Here is a 16,851-nt window from a genome sequence, read left to right as displayed (position 1 = left end):
TTGTTGTCAACGCGACTGGGTTTGGGTTGCCTGGTGGTGCCACCGCGCCCGGTGGGGCCCCGGGGAACTGCGCGACCAGCCACAACGGACCCGCAGTTCCCCACAACCTCACAACCTCACGGCTTCCGGAGCAGCCGTCACCGCTTGCCCTTCTTCGGGTCCAGCAGACCCGCCCGGCGCAACGCGTCAGCCATCGCACTGTTGGCAGGCGCCGGCGCCTGCCGCGCACCGCCGCCCTGGCCCTGGCCGCCGCGCCCGCCGCCCTGGCCCTGGCCGCCGCGTCCGCCGCTCTGCTGCCGCTGCTGCGGCGGACGCCCGCCGCGCTGGCGCCGTTCGCCGCCCTCGCCCTGCCGGCCGCCGCCCTCGCCCTGCCGGCCGCCGCCCTCGCCCTGCCGGCCGCCGCCCTGCGGCGCCGCCTCGTCGTCCAGCCGCAGCGTCAGCGAGATCCGCTTGCGTGGGATGTCCACGTCGAGGACCTTCACCTTGACGATGTCGCCCGGCTTCACCACGTCCCGCGGGTCCTTGACGAAGGTCTTCGACAGCGCGGAGACATGCGCCAGACCGTCCTGGTGGACGCCGACGTCGATGAACGCGCCGAACGCCGCCACGTTCGTGACGACCCCCTCCAGGACCATTCCGGAGGACAGGTCGGAGATCTTCTCGACGCCCTCCTTGAACGTGGCCGTCTTGAAGGCCGGACGCGGGTCGCGCCCCGGCTTCTCCAGCTCCTTGAGGATGTCGGTGACGGTCGGCAGACCGAACTTCTCGTCCACGAAGTCGCCCGGCCGCAGCGAGCGCAGCACGCCCGTGTTGCCGATGAGCGCGGCTACCTCCTGGTGCGACTCCTTCACCATCCGCCGTACCACGGGGTACGCCTCGGGGTGGACACTCGACGCGTCCAGCGGGTCGTCACCGCCGCGGATGCGCAGGAAGCCCGCGCACTGCTCGTACGCCTTCGGGCCGAGCCGTGCCACGTTCTTCAGCTGGCCGCGGGAGGTGAACGGGCCGTTGGTGTCCCGGTGGGCCACGATGTTCTCGGCGAGCCCGGAGGTGATGCCGGAGACCCGGGACAGCAGCGGGGCCGACGCCGTGTTCACGTCGACGCCCACGCCGTTCACACAGTCCTCGACCACCGCGTCCAGCGAGCGCGACAGCTTCACCTCGGACAGGTCGTGCTGGTACTGGCCGACGCCGATCGACTTCGGGTCGATCTTCACCAGCTCGGCGAGCGGGTCCTGGAGCCGGCGGGCGATGGAGACGGCGCCGCGCAGCGACACGTCCATCTCGGGCAGCTCCTGGGAGGCGAACGCGGACGCCGAGTACACCGACGCGCCCGCCTCCGACACCATCACCTTGGTGAGCTTCAACTCCGGGTGCTTGGTGATGAGTTCACCGGCGAGCTTGTCGGTCTCGCGGGACGCCGTGCCGTTGCCGATCGCGATCAGCTCGACCGTGTGCTCGGTGGCGAGACGGGCGAGCTTGGCGATCGCCTCGTCCCACTTGTTGGCCGGGACGTGCGGGTAGATGACGTCGGTGGCGACGACCTTGCCGGTCGCGTCGACGACGGCGACCTTCACACCGGTGCGGAAACCGGGGTCGAGGCCCAGCGTGGACCGGGTGCCGGCCGGGGCGGCGAGCAGCAGGTCGCGCAGGTTCGCCGCGAAGACGTCGACCGCCTCGTCCTCGGCGGCCGTACGCAGCCGCAGCCGCAGATCGATGCCGAGGTGGACCAGCAGGCGGGTGCGCCAGGCCCAGCGGACCGTGTCGGTCAGCCACTTGTCGGCCGACCGGCCCCGGTCGGCGATCCCGAACCGGTGGGCGACGATGCCCTCGTACGACGACGGCCCCTCGGTCGGCTCCTCCGGCTCCAGGACCAGGTCGAGGACCTCCTCCTTCTCACCGCGCAGCATCGCCAGGATGCGGTGCGAGGGCAGCTCGGTGAAGGGCTCGGCGAAGTCGAAGTAGTCGGCGAACTTCGCGCCCGCCTCCTCCTTGCCGTCCCGCACCTTCGCGGCGAGCCGGCCGCGCACCCACATGCGCTCGCGCAGCTCACCGATGAGGTCGGCGTCCTCCGAGAACCGCTCGGTGAGGATCGCGCGGGCGCCCTCCAGGGCCGCCTGCGGATCGGCGACGCCCTTGTCGGCGTCCACGAACGCGCTGGCCGCGGCCAGCGGTTCCACCGTCGGGTCGCCGAGCAGCCCCTCGGCCAACGGCTCCAGGCCGGCCTCCCGCGCGATCTGCGCCTTGGTCCGCCGCTTCGGCTTGTACGGCAGGTAGATGTCCTCCAGCCGCGCCTTGGTCTCGGCGCTCCGGATCTGCGCCTCCAGCTCCTCGGTGAGCTTGCCCTGCTCGCGCACCGACTCCAGGATCGCCGTCCGGCGCTCCTCCAGCTCCCGCAGGTAGCGCAGCCGCTCCTCGAGCGTGCGCAGCTGCGCGTCGTCGAGCATCTCGGTCGCTTCCTTGCGGTAGCGGGCGATGAAGGGCACCGTCGAACCGCCGTCGAGCAGCTCCACGGCAGCCTTGACCTGCCGCTCCCGTACGCCGAGCTCCTCGGCGATCCTGCCTTCGATGGACCCTGGAACCAGGGACCCGGGTGTCGTCACGATCCCGTACCGCCTTCTCCACTGAGGTTGCGCGGCAATTGTGGCAGGTGACACCGACAACCGGGCCCCAGGGCACCGTTCCGCGACACGAAGTCGCACTTCTCGTGTCCGACGTGTCTCGTGAATCCGCCGCAGGGGCGTTCAGCTCATCCCTTGCCGACGAGATCCGCCGGAAAGGCGCCCGCGGCTAGAGCAGCCCCCGCGAACCCCTTGGCCAGCTCGGTCAGCCGGGCCACACCATCGGCCCCCAGATGCTCGTACGGCGCCCGGTCCAGCCGGTCCGTCTCCGTCTCGATCTCCGCCCGCAGAGCCGATCCCGCCTCGGTCAGCTCGCCCGCCGTGTCGAGCAGCCCGCGCTCCCGCAGTCGCCGTACCGCCGCGTCCCAGTCGTCCTGGCTCCAGCCACGTGTGGCGAGCACCCACCTCGGGTTCATGCCCTTGCCGGTCGCGGTGTGGGTCACCACCGCCTCCAGCCCGTCGAGACCCGCCGCGAGCAGCACCGCGAGGTGACCGTCGCCCCGGTGCTCGCGCAGCAGCGTGGCCGCGTACCAGTAGGCGAGGTGGGGCTCCTCGGGCACCGGCAGATCCGCGTGCGCCGCATACAGCGGGCGCCCGGAGCGGGAGCATGCCTCGGTGGCGCGCAGCGCGAGCCGCGCGGCCTCGGCCATCCCGGCGCAGGCAACCGCGTCGGCGCCGAGCAGCCGCCGCATCGAGGCGTCGACGGCACGCGCGCGTGCGGCGAGGACGTCGCCGGGCGACGCGGTCTCCCAGACGGCCGGGACATGCCGGGCCACCAGTTCGTACTTGTAGTTGTAGAACGTGGCCGTCACCGTGCCGGGTCCGACCGGCCCCAACGCGGCCGCCCGCACCGCGAAGTTGACGGCCCGCGGGTGGGTCACCCCGAGCGCGGCCAGTTCCTCGGCCAGCTCGGGGCTGAAGAAGTGGGTCGCGTGCAGGGAGTTGAGCAGGGTGTGGCAGCGGCGGCCGGCACGCGGCTCCAGGACGGGAGTGGTCATGGCGAGCACGTTACCGACTGGTCGGTACGGACTCCAGTGCCGTGTCCGCCCGACGGCGAAGTGTTCGGTCCGCCAGGGCGGAGAATTCGGTCCCCGATGGCAGCGGGACGTCGCACTCGCCGTCGCCCGGCACCTGATGGTCTTCCTGCGCAGGCCCGGCAACCAGGCCCAGTTCAGCGTCCAGCTCGCCGCCCAGACCGCACGGCGTGAACCGCTCCGGGAGATCCAGCAGAGGGCACCTCCCACGCCCTTAAGGCAGTGGGGGAGGATCACCGAGCACCCCGACGCCGATCTCGGCGTCGAGGTGCTGGCCGCCCGCGCCGCCCTCTCGCCCCGCCACTTCGCCCGCGCCTTCCAGGCCGAGACCGGCATGACGCCCGGCCGGTACGTCGACCGGGTACGGCTGGAGCACGCCCGCCGGCTCCTGGAGGACACCGGCGACGGCGTCGAGGAGGTCTCCCGGGCCAGCGGCTACGGCACGCCCGAAGCGATGCGCCGTGCCTTCCTCAAGGCCCTCGGCGCGACACCCGCCGAGTACCGGCGCAGGTTCCGGCCGGCACCCGTCGGCCGACCCGGTCAGGAGAGCCATGCAGTTCGCGATCGTCCTCTACGACCGTTTCACCGCCCTCGACGCCGTGGGCCGTACGAGACCCTGGGCCGGCTCCCGGACTCCGAGGTCGTCTTCGTCGCCGAGCGGACCGGCCCGGTCCGCAACGACAACGGAAACCTCGCCCTGATCGCCGACAGGACCCTGGCCGAGGTGCCCCACCCCGACGTCCTGGTCGTCCCGGGCGGCCCCGGACAGACCCCGCAGATGACGAACGAGGCCCTCCTCGACTGGATCCGCACCGCCGACGCCACCAGCACCTGGACCACGTCCGTGTGCACCGGCTCCCTGCTGCTCGCCGCCGCCGGCCTGCTCGCCGGACGCCGTGCGACCTCGCACTGGCTGGCCCTCGACGAGCTGCGGACGTTCGGCGCCGAACCGACGGGGGAGCGGGTCGTCACCGACGGCAAGTACGTCACCGCGGCCGGCGTCTCCTCCGGCATCGACACGGGGCTCGCCCTGCTCGGCCGGATCGCCGGGGACGCCGTCGCCCAGGTCCTACAGCTCGGGATCGAGTACGACCCGCAGCCGCCCTACGACGCGGGCTCCCCGCGGCAGGCGGCCGCCGAGGTCGTCGAACTGCTCCGCTCGTCGAGCCGGTTCATCCTCGGCCGGGAACGGCCCACGTGAAGCCTGGCTGACGGCGCTCGAGGAACGCGGCGACACCCTCCGCGGTGTCGCCGCTGCCGCGCGCCTGCTCCGTCCAGTGGTCGTCGCGGTCGGTACGGCCGTTCGCGAACTCCTTCGCCGCCGCCTGCGTCAGCTGGGAGCGTGCCGCCAGGATCCGGGTGAACTCGGACACCCGCTTGCCCAGTTCGCCCTCGGGCAGCACCTCGTCGACCAGGCCGGTGCGCAGCGCCCGCTCCGTGTCGATCAACTCGCCGGAGTACAGCAGGTACTTGGTGGCGGCGGGGCCGACCAGGGACACCAGGCGACGGGTGGAGGAGGCCGGGTAGACGATCCCGAGCCTGGCCGGGGTCACGCCGAACGACGCGCCCTCCTCGGCGAACCGCAGATCGCAGGCGGCGGCGAGCTGTGAGCCGCCGCCGACGCAGTGACCGCGGACCGCGGCGAGGGTCGGCTTGGGAAACGCGGCGAGTGCTTCCTCGGCGGCGACGGCGAGGGACTGTGCCGTGGCGGGGGAGCCGTGGAGGGTGGAGATGTCGGCACCGGCGCAGAAGGTTCCGCCCGCGCCGGTCAGCACGAGGGCCCGGACGCCGGGGTCGGCCGACAGCTCGTCCAGGAGGGGCGGCAGGGCTCGCCACATCGCCGCGGTCATCGCGTTGCGTTTGACCGGGTTGTGGATGACCACCGTGGCCACGGCGTCGGTGACCTGGTGGGAGAGGTGGGGCTCCATGGTGCGGGATGTTATCGGCGTGACGGAGCCGCAGGTCGACGCGGCCCCTGCCCCAGGGGTTGCAGTACAACCGTAATAGTGCGCGAAGTCGGCTTTCGTGGAACAGGAGCAGTCCCTCAACCGACGTTGTCGTACGGCGACGGTCAGAACCGTTCGATAGTTGCTGACTTGTGTTCAGTCATCCGGAGCGGAGGGGGTCGTTACCAACACTCGTCGTGTGGTGACAATCGAGCGCGAGGGTGGCGACCGGACCATGGAGAACCACGGGCGTGGGCACGACCCGCGTCCAGAGGGAGGCGGTCCGCCGCCGCCGGATCCGCTGCCGTACGAAGGAGTCTGGCGGTTCACCGCCGCCGCCGTGGACGCCTCGGTCCCGCAGGCGCGGCGCGCCGTACGGGACCTGCTCCAGCGCCAGGGCGTCCCGGTCTCGGAGGACCTGGTCTACGGGCTGTTGCTCATCGTCTCCGAGCTGGTCACCAACGCGGTCAAGCACGCGGCGCTGCTGTCGCCGGTGCTCGCCGTCGAGGTTGCCGTCGGTGCCGAGTGGGTGCGGGTGTCGGTGGAGGACAACCACCCCTACCGTCCGACCGCGCTGGAGGCCGATCACGGCCAGACCGGCGGCCGGGGGCTGCTGCTGGTGCGGGAGGTGGCCAGGGAGGCGGGCGGAGTCGTGGACGTGGAGCACACGTCGAGCGGCGGCAAGGTGATCTGGGCCGCCCTGCCGCTCAAGCCCGCGGCGCTGCCGTGAGGCCTCTCACCAACCCGCGGACGGGCCCGTCAGCTCCCTGATCGCCGGACGGGCCGCGTCCAGCACGGTCATGAACCACGACGAGAAGGGGTCCCGGGCGTGCCGCTCGGTCAGCTCGGCGGCCGTCACGAAGGCGGTCTCCTCGACCTCCTCCGGGTCCGGCGCGAGCGGCGCCTGCACCATGCCGACGAACAGGTGGTTGAACTCCTGCTCGACCAGTCCGGAGGCCGGGTCCGGGTGGTTGTAGCGGACCGTGCCCGCCTCGCCGAGCAGGGAGGGAGACACCCCCAGCTCCTCGAAGGTGCGGCGGGCCGCCGCCGTGAAGGGGGCCTCGCCGGGGTAGGGGTGGCCGCAGCAGGTGTTGGACCACACACCGGGGGAGTGGTACTTGCCCAGCGCACGCTGCTGGAGCAGGAGTCTGCCCTGTTCGTCGAAGAGGAAGACGGAGAACGCCCGGTGCAGCTGCCCGGGTGGCTGATGCGCGGCCAGCTTCTCCGCGGTCCCGATGGTCACACCCTTCTCGTCGACGAGTTCAAGCAAGATCGCGTCCGTTGTGCCTTCCGACGTGCTGTGCGTCGCGGTGGCAGGTGTGATCGGCATACCCATCCTTCGCCTCGGTCTTCGTACCAAGTCTGCCGTACGAATCCGACACTCCCGGCACTTCCCGGCACGGGCACGCCGGAAGAGGGACCCGGTAGTTGATCGTGCCCTACGGGTGCGAACGGGAACCGTCCGGGGGTGTCGAACACAAGGACGCCGGGGGAGCCCGGACCGATGGGTTCCGGTGGCCGGCCGGGCGGCCTGGCGGACCGCGGCGCGGTCAGTGGCAGAGCCGGGCCTCGTGCTCCGCGTGCCCGCCCGGCTCCAGCTGGAAGGTGCAGTGCTCCACGTCGAAGTGGTGGCCGAGACAGCCCTGCAGCTCGTGCAGCATCTTCTCGTGGCCGATGGCGTTCAGCACCTCCGAGCGGACCACCACGTGCGCCGACAGCACCGGCAGCCCCGAGGTGATCGTCCAGGCGTGCAGATCGTGGACGTCCAGTACGCCCTCCAGCGCCAGGATGTGCGACCGCACCTCCGCCATGTCAACGTCCTTGGGCGCCGCCTCCAGCAGGACGTCCAGGGTCTCGCGCAGCAGCTTCACCGTCCTCGGCACGATCATCAGGCCGATGACCAGCGAGGCGATCGGGTCGGCAGCCTGCCAGCCGGTGGTCAGGATCACCACCGCCGAGATCAGCACCGCCAGCGAACCCAGCGCGTCGGCCGCCACCTCCAGGAAGGCGGCGCGCACGTTCAGGCTCTCCTGCTGGCCGCGCACCAGGAGCGTGAGCGAGATCATGTTGGCGACCAGGCCGATCAACCCGAACACGATCATCTGGCCGCCGTGCGTGTCCGCGGGCGTCACGAACCGCTGGACCGCCTCGTACAGCACATAGCCGCCGACGCCGAGCAGCAGCAGACAGTTGGCCAGGGCCGCCAGGATCTCGGCGCGGGCGTAGCCGAAGGTGCGGTTGGTGCTCGCCGGACGGTTGGCGAAGTGGATCGCCAGCAGCGCCATGCCGAGGCCCAGCGCGTCGGTCGCCATGTGGGCCGCGTCCGCGATCAGCGCGAGCGAGTCGGCCAGCAGACCGCCGGCGATCTCGACCACCATGACCCCGAGGGTGATGGCGAGCGCCACCCGCAGCCGCCCGCGAAAGGCCGCCGTGGCCGTGCCGGTGGCCGGCGCGTGGGTGTGCGTGTGGCCGTGGTCGTGCCCTGCCCCCATGAGATACGCCTCCTCTGTTCCGCCCGGGATCACAGTGAACTACGGGTGGGGGGTATCGGGCAACGCGGCAGTGAACACCGTTGTCATGTGCTCTGACCTGCGGAAACGAATCCCAGGTCAGGGCACCCTCAGCTACCCGTCGTGAACGGGCAGGCATCCCGGGTGGCCGGTCGGCGCCCGTCCGTGCCGCAGGAAACCATGTCCTCAATGCCCGTTCTGTGAGCGCGGTTTGTGGGCCGGGGCCCGGATCACGGATGATGATCTCGGCAAAGGCCGGGGCAGAGCGGGTCGTCCGCGCCATGAACGGCCGGTGAACAAGCAGTCCTCACCATCGGATAGCCTCTGCCGAATGCCGCCCGGGGGCCACCAGGCACACCGCGCCCCACCACGCAGTAGACCGGCGCCCGCGCGCCGGCACCCAGGGAGTGAGTTCGGTTGCCGACCGCCATCGTCACCGGCCAGCCGGTCCCCGGATCGTCGTTGGAGAGCGATCTGCGGGCGCTCGGCTTCGAGGTGCGCACGGCCTCGGACAGCGCCGACACCGCGGCCCTCCTCGCGGCCGTACCCGCCGACCGGCGGGTCGCCGTCGTCGACGCCCGCTTCGTCGGCCATCTGCACGCCCTGCGCCTCGGCCTCACCGACCCGCGCTTCCCGCTCGCCGCGATCCCCGGAGCCGTCACCGCCCAGCCGGCCGGCCGCCCGGCGCTGAGCGTGGCGCTGGCCCGGGAGGCCGCCGCCGGCGGCACCGACCTGGCCGTCGACGGCCTCGTCACCGCCCTGGACGCCGACGTGCACCGCCCCGAGCTGGGCAGTCTGGTCGCCGCCGTCCCCGCCGACCCGCAGGCCCGCAACGAGGCACGGCAGGCCGTCGCCGCAGTCGACGACGAGGCCGTCCGCCTGAAGTCGGCCGTGAAATCCCGTGACGGCTTCTTCACCACCTTCTTCATCAGCCCGTACTCCCGCTACCTCGCCCGCTGGTGCGCCCGGCGCGGACTGACCCCCAACCAGGTCACCACCGCCTCGCTGCTCACCGCCCTGATCGCGGCCGGCTGCGCTGCCACCGGCACCCGCGCCGGGTTCGTGGCGGCGGGTGTGCTGCTGATCGCGTCCTTCGTCCTGGACTGCACCGACGGCCAGCTCGCCCGCTACTCCCTGCAGTACTCCACGCTCGGCGCCTGGCTGGACGCCACCTTCGACCGGGCCAAGGAGTACGCCTACTACGCCGGACTCGCCCTCGGCGCGGCCCGGGGCGGCGACGACGTATGGGCCCTCGCCCTCGGCGCGATGATCCTGCAGACCTGCCGGCACGTCGTCGACTTCTCCTTCAACGAGGCGAACCACGACGCCACCGCCAACACCAGCCCCACCGCGGCCCTCTCGGACCGGCTCGACAGCGTCGGCTGGACGGTCTGGGTGCGCCGGATGATAGTCCTGCCCATCGGCGAACGATGGGCCCTGATAGCCGTCCTGACCGCGGCGACGACCCCGCGGATCACCTTCTACGTGCTGCTGACCGGCTGCGCCCTCGCGGCGACCTACACCACGGCCGGGCGGGTGCTGCGCTCGCTGACCCGCAGGGCGAGGCGCACCGACCGGGCGGCGCAGGCACTGGCCGACCTGGCCGACAACGGTCCGCTCGCCGGATTCGTGTCCCGCGCGATACCCGCCCCGCTCGGTTCCCCCCTCCTGGTGGCGCTCGCCGGAGTGGCGGTTCTCACCGTGTCCCTTTTCTCAGGCGTGACCTGGGCGCCGGTCGCGGGCGCCGTCGTCTACGCGCTGGCCTCCGGCCTGGCCCTCGCCCGCCCGCTCAAGGGCGCCCTCGACTGGCTGGTCCCGCCCCTGTTCCGGGCCGCCGAGTACGGCACCGTTCTCGTCCTCGCAAGCAAATCCGGGGTGAACGGAACCCTTCCCGCGGCTTTCGGCCTGGTGGCCGCCGTCGCCTACCATCACTACGACACGGTGTACCGCATCCGCGGCGACGCCGGGGCGCCGCCGGCCTGGCTGGTCCGCGCCATCGGGGGACAGGAGGGGCGAACACTGCTGGTCACCGTGGTGGCCGCGGTGCTCACCGCCACGCAGTTCAAGGTCGCGCTCACGGTCCTGGCCGTGGCCGTGGCCGGGCTGGTGCTCGTCGAGAGCATCCGCTTCTGGGCGTCCGCAGGGGCGCCCGCCGTACACGATGAAGGAGAACCCGCATGATCGGCCTCGTGCTGGCGGCCGGCGCCGGACGGCGTCTGCGCCCCTACACCGACAGCCTGCCCAAGGCGCTGGTGCCGGTGGGGCCTGCCGGGATAGAGGACTCGATCACGGTGCTCGACCTGACCCTCGGCAACTTCGCCGAGATCGGCCTGACCGAGGTCGCGATCATCGTCGGCTACCGCAAGGAGGCCGTGTACGAGCGCAAGGCGGCCCTGGAGGCGAAGTACGGCCTCAAGCTCACCCTCATCGACAACGACAAGGCCGAGGAGTGGAACAACGCCTACTCCCTGTGGTGCGGCCGTGACGCCCTCAAGGACGGTGTGATCCTCGCCAACGGCGACACCGTGCACCCGGTCTCCGTCGAGAAGACGCTGCTCGCCGCCCGCGGCGACGGCAAGCGGATCATCCTCGCCCTGGACACCGTGAAGTCCCTCGCGGACGAGGAGATGAAGGTCGTCGTCGACGCCGGCCACGGCATGACGAAGATCACCAAGCTGATGGACCCCGCCGAGGCCAGTGGCGAGTACATCGGCGTCACCCTCATCGAGGGCGACGCGGCCCCCGAACTCGCCGACGCGCTGAAGACGGTCTGGGAGAGCGACCCGCAGCAGTTCTACGAGCACGGCTACCAGGAGCTGGTCAACCGCGGCTTCCGCATCGACGTGGCGCCCATCGGCGACGTCCGGTGGGTCGAGATCGACAACCACGACGATCTCGCCAAGGGACGGGAGATCGCGTGCCAGTACTGACCAGGCTGATCCCCTCACCGGTCGTCGTCGACATCCGCCCGGGTGCCCTCGACGACCTGGCCGGCGTGCTCGCCGACGAGCGCATCTCGCACTCCGGCCGCCTCGCCGTGGCCGTCAGCGGCGGCTCCGGCACCAAGCTGCGCGAGCGCATCTCGCCGAGCCTGCCCGGCGCCACCTGGTACGAGGTCGGCGGCGGCACCCTCGACGACGCGATCCGGCTGGCCGGCGAGATCAAGGCCGGCCGCTACGACGCGGTCGTCGGGCTCGGCGGCGGGAAGATCATCGACTGTGCGAAGTTCGCGGCGGCCCGGGTGGGCCTGCCGCTGGTCGCCGTGCCGACGAACCTCGCGCACGACGGTCTCTGCTCGCCGGTCGCGACCCTCGACAACGACGCGGGCCGCGGCTCCTACGGCGTGCCGAACCCGATCGCGGTCGTCATCGACCTCGACGTCATCCGCGAGGCCCCGGCACGCTTCGTGCGCTCCGGCATCGGGGACGCCGTCTCCAACATCTCGGCGATCGCGGACTGGGAGCTGTCCCACCGCGTCAACGGCGAGAAGATCGACGGTCTGGCGGCCGCCATGGCCCGCCAGGCCGGCGAGGCGGTGCTGCGCCACCCCGGCGGCATCGGCGAGAACGACTTCCTCCAGGTCCTCGCCGAGGCGCTGGTGCTCAGCGGCATCGCCATGTCGGTGTCGGGCGACTCCCGCCCGTCCTCCGGCGCCTGTCACGAGATCAACCACGCCTTCGACCTGCTGTTCCCGAGGCGTGCCGCCAGCCATGGCGAGCAGTGCGGGCTCGGCGCGGCCTTCGCGATGTACCTGCGCGGAGCCCACGAGGAGTCCGTGTACATGGCCGATGTGCTGCGCCGGCACGGACTGCCGGTGCTGCCGGAGGAGATCGGCTTCACCGTGGACGAGTTCGTCCGGGTCGTCGAGTTCGCCCCGGAGACCCGGCCCGGCCGCTACACCATCCTCGAACACCTCGACCTCAAGACCCACCAGATCAAGGACTTCTACGTCGACTATGTCAAGGCCATCGGTAGCTGAACTCCGTCCGGTCGTGCACCCCGCTGGGGTCAAGGACCGGCGCAGCGGTGAGCACTGGATGGGGCGCCTCTACATGCGTGAGGTGTCCCTGCGGGTGGACCGCTACCTGGTGAACACCAGGGTCACGCCCAACCAGCTCACGTACCTGATGACCGTCTTCGGCGTGCTCGCGGCCCCGGCCCTGCTGGTGCCGGGGATCACGGGCGCCGTGCTCGGCGTCGTCTGCGTCCAGATGTACCTGCTGCTGGACTGCGTCGACGGCGAGGTCGCGCGCTGGAAGCAGCAGTACTCGCTGGGCGGGGTCTACCTGGACCGGGTCGGTGCCTACCTCACCGACGCCGCCGTCCTGGTCGGCCTCGGGCTGCGCGCCGCCGACCTGTTCGGCAGCGGCCGTATCGACTGGCTGTGGGCCTTCCTCGGCACCCTCGCCGCGCTCGGCGCCATCCTGATCAAGGCCGAGACCGACCTGGTCGGCGTCGCCCGCCACCAGGCCGGGCTGCCCGTGGTCAAGGAGGCCGCCGCCGAGATGCGGTCCTCCGGTATGGCGCTGGCCCGCCGGGCCGCCGCCCTGCTCCGGTTCCACCGGCTGATCCTCGGCATCGAGGCCTCGCTGCTGATCCTGGCCCTCGCGATCGTGGACCACGTCCGCGGCGACCTCTTCTTCACCCGCCTCGGCACCGCCGTGCTCGCCGGTATCGCGCTGCTGCAGACCCTGCTGCACCTGGTCTCGGTCCTCGCGTCGAGCAGGCTGCGGTGAGCGCCGGGCTGAAGGTCGGCGCGGTCGTCATCACCATGGGCAACCGCCCCGACGAACTGCGCGCCCTCCTCGACTCGGTCGCCAAGCAGGACGGCGAGCGGGTCGAGGTGGTCGTCGTCGGCAACGGCTCGCCCGTCCCGGAGGTCCCGGACGGCGTCCGCACCATGGAGCTGCCCGAGAACCTCGGGATCCCCGGCGGCCGCAACGTCGGCATAGAAGCCTTCGGCCCCAGCGGTCGCGATGTCGACATACTGCTCTTCCTGGACGACGACGGACTGCTCCCCGGACACGACACCGCGGAGCTGTGCCGCCAGGCCTTCGCCGCCGACCCGAGGCTCGGCATCGTCAGCTTCCGGATCGCCGACCCGGACACCGGGCAGACCCAGCGCCGGCACGTGCCGAGGCTCCGCGCCTCCGACCCGATGCGCTCCTCCCGGGTCACCACCTTCCTCGGCGGCGCCAACGCCGTCCGCACCCAGGTCCTCGCCGAGGTCGGCGGCCTGCCGGACGAGTTCTTCTACGCCCACGAGGAGACCGACCTGGCCTGGCGGGCCCTGGACGCCGGCTGGATGATCGACTACCGCTCCGACATGGTGCTGTACCACCCCACGACCGCCCCCTCCCGGCACGCGGTCTACCACCGGATGGTCGCCCGCAACCGGGTGTGGCTGGCCCGCCGCAACCTGCCCGCCCCACTGGTCCCCGTCTACCTCGGGGTGTGGATGCTGCTGACCCTGGTGCGCCGCCCCTCGCGCCCGGCCCTGCACGCCTGGTTCGCGGGCTTCCGGGAGGGCTGGACCACCCCGTGCGGACCCCGTCGGCCCATGCGGTGGCGGACCGTGTGGAAGCTCACGCGACTGGGCCGACCCCCGGTGATCTGAGAAGCTCGAAGGTGCGTGTCCGCGTGCCCGGCGCGCGGACATCCCCGGCAACGTGTCCCATGGCGGATACGTGTCACCTCCAGTAGCACAATTCCGTAAGACGAACGTAAGACGAATCCGAGGACGAAGGCTTCCACCCTTGAGTGAGACAACGCATGACGTCGGAATCGCGGTGAGCGCGGTGCCGTCGCCCGACGAGGGCCTCACGGCGGCGCAGCTGGCCGCCAAGTACGGGCTCACGGTGAGCGGCGCACGTCCCTCGCTCGTCGAGTACGTACGCCAGCTCTGGGGACGCCGGCACTTCGTCCTCGCCTTCTCGCAGGCGAAGCTCACCGCCCAGTACAGCCAGGCCAAGCTCGGCCAGCTCTGGCAGGTGGCCACGCCGCTGCTGAACGCGGCCGTGTACTACTTCATCTTCGGCGTCATCCTGCACGCCAGCCGCGGGATGTCGCAGGACATCTACATCCCGTTCCTGGTCACCGGCGTCTTCACCTTCACGTTCACACAGAGTTCGATCATGACGGGCGTCCGGGCGATCTCCGGCAACCTCGGCCTGGTGCGGGCGCTGCACTTCCCGCGCGCCTCGCTGCCGATCTCCTTCGCGCTCCAGCAGCTCCAGCAGCTGCTGTTCTCGATGATCGTCATGGTCGCCGTGGTGGTCGGGTTCGGCAGCCGTCCGGGCCTGTCCTGGGTGCTGGTCGTCCCGATCCTGGTCCTGCTGTTCCTCTTCAACACCGGCCTGGCCATGATCGTCGCCCGGCTGGGCGCCAAGACGCCGGACCTGGCGCAGTTGCTGCCGTTCGTCCTGCGCACCTGGATGTACATGTCCGGTGTGATGTTCTCGATCACCAAGATGATGGAGGGCCGGCCGGAGTGGGCGCGCACGCTCCTCCAGGTGAACCCCGCCACCGTCTTCATGGACCTGATGCGCTTCGCCCTCATCGACGGCTATGGCGCCTCGAACCTCCCGCCGCACGTCTGGACCGTCGCCCTGTCCTGGGCGCTGGTCGTCTTCGCCGGCGGGTTCGTGTACTTCTGGAAGGCGGAGGAGCGGTACGGCCGTGGCTGAGCTGAACGACACCGGGCAGAACCAGGGGGATCGGATCCCCACCGTCATCGCGGAGGACGTGCACATCGTCTACCGCGTCAACGGCGCCAAGTCCGGCCGAGGCAGCGCGACGGCCGCCCTCAGCCGCATCGTCAAGCGCGGCTCCGACGACACGGCCCGGGGCGTCCGCAAGGTGCACGCGGTGCGCGGGGTCTCCTTCGTCGCCTACCGGGGCGAGGCGATCGGCCTGATCGGCTCCAACGGCTCCGGCAAGTCCACCCTGCTGCGCGCCATCGCCGGTCTGCTGCCCGCCGAGAAGGGCCGGGTCTACACCAACGGGCAGCCCTCGCTGCTCGGTGTCAACGCGGCCCTCATGAACGATCTCACCGGCGAGCGGAACGTCATCCTCGGCGGGCTCGCCATGGGCATGTCCCGCGAGGAGATCAGGGAGCGCTACCAGGAGATCGTCGACTTCTCGGGCATCAACGAGAAGGGCGACTTCATCACCCTGCCGATGCGGACCTACTCCTCCGGCATGGCGGCCCGGCTGCGGTTCTCCATCGCCGCCGCCAAGGACCACGACGTCCTCATGATCGACGAGGCGCTGGCCACCGGTGACGCGGCCTTCCGCAAGCGCTCCGAGGACCGGATCCGCGAACTGCGCGAGCACGCGGGCACCGTGTTTCTCGTCAGTCACAACAACAAGTCGATCCGGGACACCTGCGACCGGGTCCTGTGGCTGGAGCGCGGTGAGCTGCGCATGGACGGCCCGACCGAAGAGGTGCTCAAGGAGTACGAGAAGTTCACGGGCAAGTAGCCGAGCAGTCCCCGGGCCCCGACGGAACCTTTCCGGCGGGGCCCGGCGTCTGCAAAGGAAACGTCAACTCCGCGCCGCCTTAGGAATCTTGACGCCAATCGGTGTGTTGTTGTGATCTGCGGGACACCCCGACGAACCTCGATGCGTTGTACAACGTAAGCTGTACCGGTCCCGGAAAGCGGCAAGTGGGGCGATAATGCGCGACACCCTCGGCCGGGCCGCCCCGCGGATTGCTGGGCGGCGTGTCCGAAATAGTGTGTATTGGGTCGGCAGTGTAGAACGGGAGATGTGACGGCAATGGCTACGGAAACTCCCCAGCTCAACGCAGGCCACGCCGTCCCGGCCCCGGGCAGCGAACGGTGACGGCGACCACCCCGGCGCGCACCGGAGACGCCGAGCGCGGCACCCTGGACAAGGCCGCGGACGAGAACTTCCCCGTGGCCCCGTTCTTCCTGCCGAGGGCCTGGCGTGACGACCTGATGGCCGTGTACGGCTTCGCCCGCCTCGTCGACGACATCGGCGACGGCGACCTGGCCCCCGGCGGCGCCGACGCCCGGCTGCTCGGAGTCTCCGCCGAGGAGGCCGAAAACCGCCTGGTCCTCCTGGACGCCTTCGAGGCCGACCTGGGCCGTGTCTTCGACGGCACCCCGCACCACCCCCTGCTGCGCCGCCTCCAGCCCACGGTCCGCCGCCGCGACCTGGCCCCCGAGCCGTTCCTCGGGCTGATCGCCGCCAACCGCCAGGACCAGCTCGTCAAGCGGTACGAGACCTACGACGACCTGCTCGCCTACTGCGAGCTGTCCGCCAACCCCGTCGGCCGCCTCGTCCTCGCCGTAACCGGCGCCTCGACTCCCGAGCGGATCCGCCTCTCGGACGCGATCTGTACCGCACTCCAGATCGTCGAACACCTCCAGGACGTGGCCGAGGACCTCGGCCGCGACCGGATTTATCTGCCCGCCGCGGACATGAAGCGCTTTCATGTCCAGGAGGCGGATCTCGCCAGGAAAACCGCGGGCGCATCGGTGCGTGCACTGGTTGCATACGAAGCACAACGCGCTCGCGATCTCCTGAATGAAGGCGCCCCCCTGGTGGGTAGCGTCCACGGCAGGTTGAAGCTGCTGCTCGCGGGGTTCGTGGCGGGGGGAAGGGGGGGGGGGGGGGGGACAGGGCACGCACCCCCCGCACTCTGTCGAGCGGCGGGTGGGGTGAGGCTGCGAGATGCGCACGCGCGGTGGGGGGGGGTCGCGGGGTGTGTCAC

The 16,851-nt window shown here is 71.1% G+C and carries 14 protein-coding genes and 2 pseudogenes; 11 read left to right on the top strand and 5 right to left on the bottom strand.

Going from position 1 to position 16,851, the window contains the following annotated elements; genetic code table 11:
• Nucleotides 1–137: 137 nt before the first annotated feature.
• Complete coding sequence (locus tag ACWGJB_RS01845; protein ID WP_453378302.1) at nucleotides 138–2,603, bottom strand: Tex family protein; 2,466 nt, start codon at nucleotides 2,601–2,603, stop codon at nucleotides 138–140.
• Between the two features lie 146 nt (nucleotides 2,604–2,749).
• Nucleotides 2,750–3,619, bottom strand: a complete 870-nt coding sequence (locus ACWGJB_RS01840) for an SCO6745 family protein (RefSeq protein ID WP_453378301.1) — start codon at nucleotides 3,617–3,619, stop codon at nucleotides 2,750–2,752.
• 103 nt (nucleotides 3,620–3,722) lie between these two features.
• Between ACWGJB_RS01840 and ACWGJB_RS01835 the strand changes: the two are divergent.
• Together ACWGJB_RS01835 and ACWGJB_RS01830 are read left to right on the top strand one after the other, a co-directional pair.
• Nucleotides 3,723–4,181 (top strand): annotated as a pseudogene (locus ACWGJB_RS01835) (GlxA family transcriptional regulator); the annotation flags it as partial.
• Nucleotides 4,182–4,206: 25 nt separating this feature from the next.
• A pseudogene (locus ACWGJB_RS01830) lies at nucleotides 4,207–4,856 on the top strand (DJ-1/PfpI family protein).
• Here ACWGJB_RS01830 and ACWGJB_RS01825 read toward each other — a convergent pair.
• Nucleotides 4,828–5,583: an enoyl-CoA hydratase/isomerase family protein gene (locus ACWGJB_RS01825; protein WP_453378300.1), complete on the bottom strand. Its 756-nt coding sequence runs from the start codon at nucleotides 5,581–5,583 to the stop codon at nucleotides 4,828–4,830. The pseudogene ACWGJB_RS01830 and the gene ACWGJB_RS01825 sit on opposite strands and share 29 nt — an antisense overlap.
• Before the next feature lie 253 nt (nucleotides 5,584–5,836).
• Between ACWGJB_RS01825 and ACWGJB_RS01820 the strand changes: the two genes are divergently transcribed.
• On the top strand, nucleotides 5,837–6,331 hold the full coding sequence (locus ACWGJB_RS01820; protein WP_362730986.1) for an ATP-binding protein: 495 nt from the start codon (nucleotides 5,837–5,839) through the stop codon (nucleotides 6,329–6,331).
• Between the two features lie 6 nt (nucleotides 6,332–6,337).
• On the opposite strand, the gene idi is transcribed toward ACWGJB_RS01820, so the two are convergent.
• Together idi and ACWGJB_RS01810 are read right to left on the bottom strand one after the other, a co-directional pair.
• Nucleotides 6,338–6,931 carry an isopentenyl-diphosphate Delta-isomerase gene (gene idi, locus ACWGJB_RS01815; protein WP_453378299.1) on the bottom strand — a complete coding sequence of 198 codons (594 nt, stop codon included), beginning with the start codon at nucleotides 6,929–6,931 and terminating at the stop codon, nucleotides 6,338–6,340.
• 220 nt (nucleotides 6,932–7,151) lie between these two features.
• A complete protein-coding gene (locus ACWGJB_RS01810) occupies nucleotides 7,152–8,093 on the bottom strand; it encodes a cation diffusion facilitator family transporter (protein ID WP_453378298.1) in 942 nt (313 codons plus the stop codon).
• A gap of 435 nt (nucleotides 8,094–8,528) precedes the next feature.
• Here ACWGJB_RS01810 and ACWGJB_RS01805 point away from each other — a divergent pair, with 435 nt between their 5' ends.
• The 8 genes from ACWGJB_RS01805 to hpnC all read left to right on the top strand — a co-directional run.
• Nucleotides 8,529–10,292, top strand: a complete 1,764-nt coding sequence (locus ACWGJB_RS01805; protein ID WP_453378297.1) for a DUF5941 domain-containing protein — start codon at nucleotides 8,529–8,531, stop codon at nucleotides 10,290–10,292.
• Nucleotides 10,289–11,041, top strand: a complete 753-nt coding sequence (locus tag ACWGJB_RS01800; RefSeq protein ID WP_360492941.1) for a phosphocholine cytidylyltransferase family protein — start codon at nucleotides 10,289–10,291, stop codon at nucleotides 11,039–11,041. Before ACWGJB_RS01805 ends, ACWGJB_RS01800 begins: the two co-directional genes overlap by 4 nt.
• Entirely contained in the window at nucleotides 11,029–12,090 is a 1,062-nt protein-coding gene (locus tag ACWGJB_RS01795; RefSeq protein ID WP_453378296.1) for an iron-containing alcohol dehydrogenase family protein, read from the top strand. Before ACWGJB_RS01800 ends, ACWGJB_RS01795 begins: the two co-directional genes overlap by 13 nt.
• A gap of 13 nt (nucleotides 12,091–12,103) precedes the next feature.
• Complete coding sequence (locus tag ACWGJB_RS01790; protein WP_383702392.1) at nucleotides 12,104–12,847, top strand: CDP-alcohol phosphatidyltransferase family protein; 744 nt, start codon at nucleotides 12,104–12,106, stop codon at nucleotides 12,845–12,847.
• On the top strand, nucleotides 12,844–13,728 hold the full coding sequence (locus ACWGJB_RS01785) for a glycosyltransferase family 2 protein (RefSeq protein ID WP_453378295.1): 885 nt from the start codon (nucleotides 12,844–12,846) through the stop codon (nucleotides 13,726–13,728). Before ACWGJB_RS01790 ends, ACWGJB_RS01785 begins: the two co-directional genes overlap by 4 nt.
• Before the next feature lie 139 nt (nucleotides 13,729–13,867).
• Nucleotides 13,868–14,797, top strand: coding sequence for an ABC transporter permease (locus ACWGJB_RS01780; protein ID WP_453378294.1), 930 nt, complete (start codon nucleotides 13,868–13,870; stop codon nucleotides 14,795–14,797).
• Nucleotides 14,790–15,593 (top strand): ABC transporter ATP-binding protein, encoded by an 804-nt coding sequence (locus tag ACWGJB_RS01775; protein ID WP_453378293.1) that lies wholly within the window; start codon nucleotides 14,790–14,792, stop codon nucleotides 15,591–15,593. The genes ACWGJB_RS01780 and ACWGJB_RS01775 overlap by 8 nt, the downstream gene beginning before the upstream one ends.
• A 359-nt stretch (nucleotides 15,594–15,952) precedes the next feature.
• A partial coding sequence (gene hpnC, locus ACWGJB_RS01770) for a squalene synthase HpnC (protein WP_453378292.1) occupies nucleotides 15,953–16,851 on the top strand: 899 nt, incomplete at its 3' end.

The organism is Streptomyces sp. NPDC054813 (assembly GCF_053611365.1).
Note: the sequence above shows the minus strand (reverse complement) of the source record. Positions and strands in the feature narration are given on the sequence as shown.